Raw genomic sequence first — 5,342 nt, forward strand, 5'->3', positions numbered from 1 at the left:
CTTTAATACATGTTCAAAAGTTTACGGAAGTAATTTATCGAATTGAAAATTATCATAATATTAATGAAGAATTAGCTATACTGTTAATAACAACAAAATTAAATAATAAAGATCTTTCCTATGATGAAAAAGTAATCAAAATACTACAAGAATCAGATAGTATCGAAGCTAAATTATATTTAGCTCTATATATGATTGAAATTAATAAAGAAGTGTCTTCAAGTATTCATACATTGATAAAATTTATTCTATTATACAAATTTAAAAATGAAGAACTAAACAACAATTTTTTAAGATCAATCATAAAAAATATTAAAATCACTGAATCAGAAAATCTGGACAAATTTGGATTCTCTTTATTAAGAGTGATTGTTTTGGAAGATAAAGATGAGATTTGTAAAACAGTAATAATAATCCCGAAAGAATGGAAGATTCCAAATTTTGATAATTTTATTGTTGAATACACGGAATCTAATTTTGATTTTGACACATTAGAAATGCAAGTTGGTGATGAAGTATTTTATGATAATGAAAATTATAAAATACTATCAGTAACTCCACTCACTAGTTTTTTAACGCAAAGATTTATGAGCAGACAAGTAGAACTAGGTGTTTTTCATAAAATTAATGTTTCAAATGGTCTGGATCAACTTAAGGAATTTGTCAGAGAAAGTGCTGCAATTGACCAAAATAAGAAAAAAGTATTAGACAAAACAAGAAGTGAGTATAAATGTACATTCATTTATAGTTTTATTCTAGATTCAGAAAAAATGATTTTTTATTACAATGATATTCTTAAAAATCAAAATATCCCTGGGTTTCTAAGCACACAATCTAATATTGTAATTAGTCAAAACCAATTTATAATTAGCTATACATCTTTAATTTTTTTAATGAACTATGATTTACTTTATATTTTAAAAAGTTATAAAAACATTTTTATCGATTCTTCTATATTGGCTGAATTAAATTATTTTATAAAGTCCGATAATAAAAGAAATATGGTCGGTAATTTATTTCATGATGGAAATGGATTAAAAATGATAAGTAGAGATAGTACAAGAATACAAGAAGAACATAAAATGTACAGAACATTAATCTCTACATGCCGGAATTTACCTCAGAAAAAATCAATCAATGAATATGATACAATAAAAAAAATTAATCAATTTGACAATAATACCATTTTTTCTTCTATAGACCATAATTTAATACTAATTTCGGAAGACTATGGTTTACAATCAATATTAGCTGATATTGAAAAACAACGAACTACTACAATCGGAAACTTCATTTTTGACTTCTTCTTAAATCTTGATGGTAATATTGATAATTTATTGTATTTACTAAATGAAATGGCTGATGATAATAATTTATTTATTATCTCTGATTTTTACCATTTACAATTGAAAAAAGCTGTAAAAGAAAAAAATTCTGAGGAAACAATTAAAAGTTACACTTTATTTCAACTAAAGTATTCCAATTATTGTGAACAGTATTTTAATTGAGCTTAGATGTTAATAGCCATTACTTGTTTTAATAAATAAAGTAATGGCTATCTATCTTTTTAGTAATTTTATATTTTAATCTAAAAGCATATTTTATATAAAATATGCTTATTAAGCATTTGAATTATTTTTTTATTAAAGTTCCCAATCACAACTCAAGAAGAACTCTCTCAGCTTCATATCTTCCTCCTCATTAACTATCATCTCTTCCAGCTCTTCCAATGTCTCTTGCTTAATTTCGTTCTCAAGACCGCACTCCCAGATCACTATCACTTTAACACCCATCTCTGTCAGCTCTTCTATATTCTTTTCATCCCTAGCGACATTTCGATTGAACTTAGCTTGCCAGAACTCTTGATTGGACTTTGGCATTTTGAATTTACCGCAGCCATGTACGTGCCAAAAGCAGCCGTTCACAAAAATCGCAGTATTGTATTTAGGTAAGTAAATATCAGGTGATCCCGGCAGTCTGCTGTAGTTCTTTCTGTAACGGAATCCTCTTTGATAAAGATATTTCCTTACAGTCTCTTCCGGCTTACTGTTCTTTCCTTTAATCCGTGACATATTGTAACTTCTGCTAGAAGGATATTCATTTTTCTTCATGAAAAATCACCTCGATTTCATTAAAAGATTTATAAATCTATTTGAAATACGAACGATCGTTCGGTATAATAAAAATAAATTATAAATAATACGTATTTTGTGCTAATATTAATAGGTTAATATTTGAGGAGGTTCCAGTGATGAAAAAGCTTAAAGTTGCCGAGATGTTTGCCGGAGTTGGTGGTTTCCGTATCGGTCTAGAACAGACAAACAATAAATTATTCGAGATCACTTGGGCGAATCAATGGGAACCTTCTCGTAAAGTACAGCACGCTTATGATTGTTATACCCATAATTTCACATCTGGTATCCATAGTAACGAAGATGTGACGCAAGTTTCTAATTATGAGATGGCTGAGACAAATGTCGATATGATAGTCGGCGGTTTCCCTTGCCAGGACTATTCAGTTGCAAGATCACTGAGCGGAGAGCTCGGTATACAAGGGAAGAAAGGTGTTCTCTTCTGGGAGATCACCCGCTTCATCCAGAACACCGCACCTAAGTACATATTGCTCGAGAACGTCGACCGTCTGCTCAAGTCGCCGGCCAGTCAGCGCGGCCGCGATTTCGCGGTCATGTTATCGACTTTGAATGAGCTGGGGTATGACATCGAATGGCGCGTCATCAATGCAGCGGACTATGGTAATGCCCAGAAAAGACGGCGTGTGTTCATATTCGGTTACCGGAGAGAGAATCACTATGCTCAATCCCTGCTTAAAAAATCAGCAGAGGACATCGTCTTCAAAGACGGCTTCTTTGCGAAATCCTTCCCCGTCACAGATGAAATATATAAGAACAGAGTATCAACGACTCGCCTATCTCATGATATCGTGGAGATCTCAGATAACTTCTCCTATACCTTCCATACATCCGGCTATATGAAGAACGGGGATGTCTACACCGCTCATACGATTCCTGTGTATGAGAAAGCTGTGACACTCGGTGAGATCTTGGAAGAAGATGTTGACGATAAATATTTCCTTGCACCTGAAAAAGTTGAGAAGTTCAAATATTTACGAGGACCGAAGAAGATTGAAAGGACATCAAAAGATGGTCATAAGTACTTCTTCAGCGAAGGTGGAATGTCTGAATCTGATGCCTTGGACTCCCCTGCACGCACGATGTTGACAAGCGAATCAAGCGTTAACCGTAGCACACATATCATCGAAATTAACGGCCGCTTCCGCACACTGACTCCGGTAGAAGCAGAACGGCTGAACGGCTTCCCTGATAATTGGACAGATACAATGCCTGACAAGATGCGATTCTTCTGTATGGGTAATGCGTTGGTTGTCCCATTGATCACTCGTATGGGGAATGAGATAGAGAATATTGAAGCGCAGTATCCAGATGACACAACTCAACTGAACCTTTTTTAACCTACTATATTTAGTAGGTTTTTTTGTTTGGTTATATGGTATTATTAATTCAAATATCTGGATGAGGTGACGAGATTGCAACCATTCGTATATGAGACAGAGAAAGAATTAATTACATACGCCAAAGAAGCTGAAGGCAAGTATCTGTACGAGATTGATAAGAATGACACTCTATCAAACACCAATGTCAAAGGGAAAATCGGTCATATCATTGAAGAGGGTTATTTTGGTTATAGTAAGAACTCTAAAGCTGAGGCTGACTTTGCTGACTTGAATATTGAACTGAAAGCAACGGGCGTCATCAGGGACAAAAAGAAGCAACTTAAAGCAAAAGAACGTCTAGTGCTGAATATTATCAACTATGAGAAAGAAGCGACAGCTGATTTCTTCACATCAAGCTACTGGCAGAAAAATCAGAAGCTGCTGCTATTTTTTTACGAATATATCCAAGACAAGAACAAGAAAATGGATGCTTTCAATACTCAGATTATTAAAGTTGACTTATTTCAGTTCCCTGAAGAAGACCTCGAAATCGTCAAGCAGGACTGGAAAACCATCAATGACAAAATCCGTAACGGCGAGGCTCACCTGCTCTCTGAAGGAGATACTATGATACTTGGTGCCTGTACAAAAGGCGCAACTGCCAAGACTGTAAGATCGCAGCCTTTCAGCCAAATTCCAGCGAAGCAACGTGCTTACTCCATTAAACAGGGTTATATGTCTACGCTTGTCAGAAAGCTAATCAGTGAAGAGCATCTTATTTCTATCACCTCATCGAAAGAAATAGCTGAAAAATCCATAGAGACAGTTCTCTATAATAAGTTCAGTCCATATTTCGGAATGTCGGATAAAGAAATAGCGGTCAAAGAAGGCATTACTTTGTCACAGGGCAAGGCAAGAGTTTCTCGCTTAATAAGTGCCATGTTAGGGATTAAAGGAACAGACTTATCGCAGATTGAAGAGTTTGAGAAGTTTAACATCAAGTTCAAAACGATCACTCAGGAAGCTGATGGAAGACTTAAAGAACACATGTCATTTGAGAATATTGACTTTAAAGAATATGCGACAGTGCCTTGGGAAGACAGTTCCTTAAAGGAAAAGTTTGAGTCCACGAAGTGGTTGTTCATTATATTTCAGAAAGATCTAGAAGGAAATAAGATATTCAAGGATATTAAACTCTGGAATATGTCAGGGGATATAATAGACAATGAACTTAAAAGGTTCTACTTACAGACTCAAAAAATCTTGAAGGGGGGTGTTACTTTAACAGGAACATCAAGAGGAATAAAAAATAACCTTCCCTCCGCAAAAGACAATCCGATCTGTCACATAAGACCAAAAGCAAGAAATGCCAAGGATAAAGATGCACTACCAGATGGGCAAATGATAACTAAGCAATGTTTTTGGCTTAATAAACAATTTATTTCAAGACTAATACTCGATAAATGATATATCATCTTTTTCTATTACATTATGGAGGAATAATCAATGTCTATAAATTTAGTGACTTTAAAAAATGTATTACTTCAAAATGACGATCAATTTCTCACTGATTTCCTTCAGTTTCATGAAATCAAATTTAAATCTCATGAAAAAAATAGTTTTATCAGTTTTGTAGATTTTATATTTTCAAAATATCCTCAGCAAGCTACTCCAATACTTGAAGGCTTTATCCTAGGGTATGAAATTGAACGAATTGGAAAAGAGTTTGACTTATTAAAAGTGTGTTCAGAAACAATATTAAATATTGAAATAAAATCTAATTCTACACCAGAAAGAATTTTAAAACAGCAATTAACTAATTATTATTATTTAAATCCGCTTAAAGAAAACTTATTTATTTATACCTATC

4 protein-coding genes and 1 pseudogene are annotated in these 5,342 nt (G+C 33.8%); 4 read left to right on the forward strand and 1 reads right to left on the reverse strand.

The genetic code is table 11. The annotated features are described in order from the left end of the window. A partial coding sequence (locus ERX35_RS11510; protein ID WP_170234623.1) for a hypothetical protein occupies positions 1 to 1,508 on the forward strand: 1,508 nt, incomplete at its 5' end. A 135-nt stretch (positions 1,509 to 1,643) separates the two neighbouring features. Here the strand turns inward: ERX35_RS11510 and ERX35_RS11065 are convergent. Continuing rightward, positions 1,644 to 2,111 carry a very short patch repair endonuclease gene (locus ERX35_RS11065; RefSeq protein WP_149459946.1) on the reverse strand — a complete coding sequence of 156 codons (468 nt, stop codon included), beginning with the start codon at positions 2,109 to 2,111 and terminating at the stop codon, positions 1,644 to 1,646. 140 nt (positions 2,112 to 2,251) lie between these two features. On the opposite strand from ERX35_RS11065, the gene dcm reads away from it, so the two are divergent. From dcm to ERX35_RS11080, 3 genes and pseudogenes are all read left to right on the forward strand, one after another. After that, the gene (dcm, locus tag ERX35_RS11070; protein ID WP_149459947.1) at positions 2,252 to 3,490 is read left to right on the forward strand and encodes a DNA (cytosine-5-)-methyltransferase; all 1,239 of its coding nucleotides are present in this window, start codon (positions 2,252 to 2,254) and stop codon (positions 3,488 to 3,490) included. Positions 3,491 to 3,565: 75 nt separating this feature from the next. Beyond that, positions 3,566 to 4,939: a Sau3AI family type II restriction endonuclease gene (locus ERX35_RS11075; RefSeq protein ID WP_149459948.1), complete on the forward strand. Its 1,374-nt coding sequence runs from the start codon at positions 3,566 to 3,568 to the stop codon at positions 4,937 to 4,939. Between the two features lie 39 nt (positions 4,940 to 4,978). Continuing rightward, a pseudogene (locus ERX35_RS11080) lies at positions 4,979 to 5,342 on the forward strand (hypothetical protein); the annotation flags it as partial.

Origin of the sequence: Macrococcus equipercicus (assembly GCF_004359525.2) — a bacterium.
In the GTDB taxonomy this organism is placed as follows: Bacteria; Bacillota; Bacilli; order Staphylococcales; family Staphylococcaceae; genus Macrococcus; species Macrococcus equipercicus.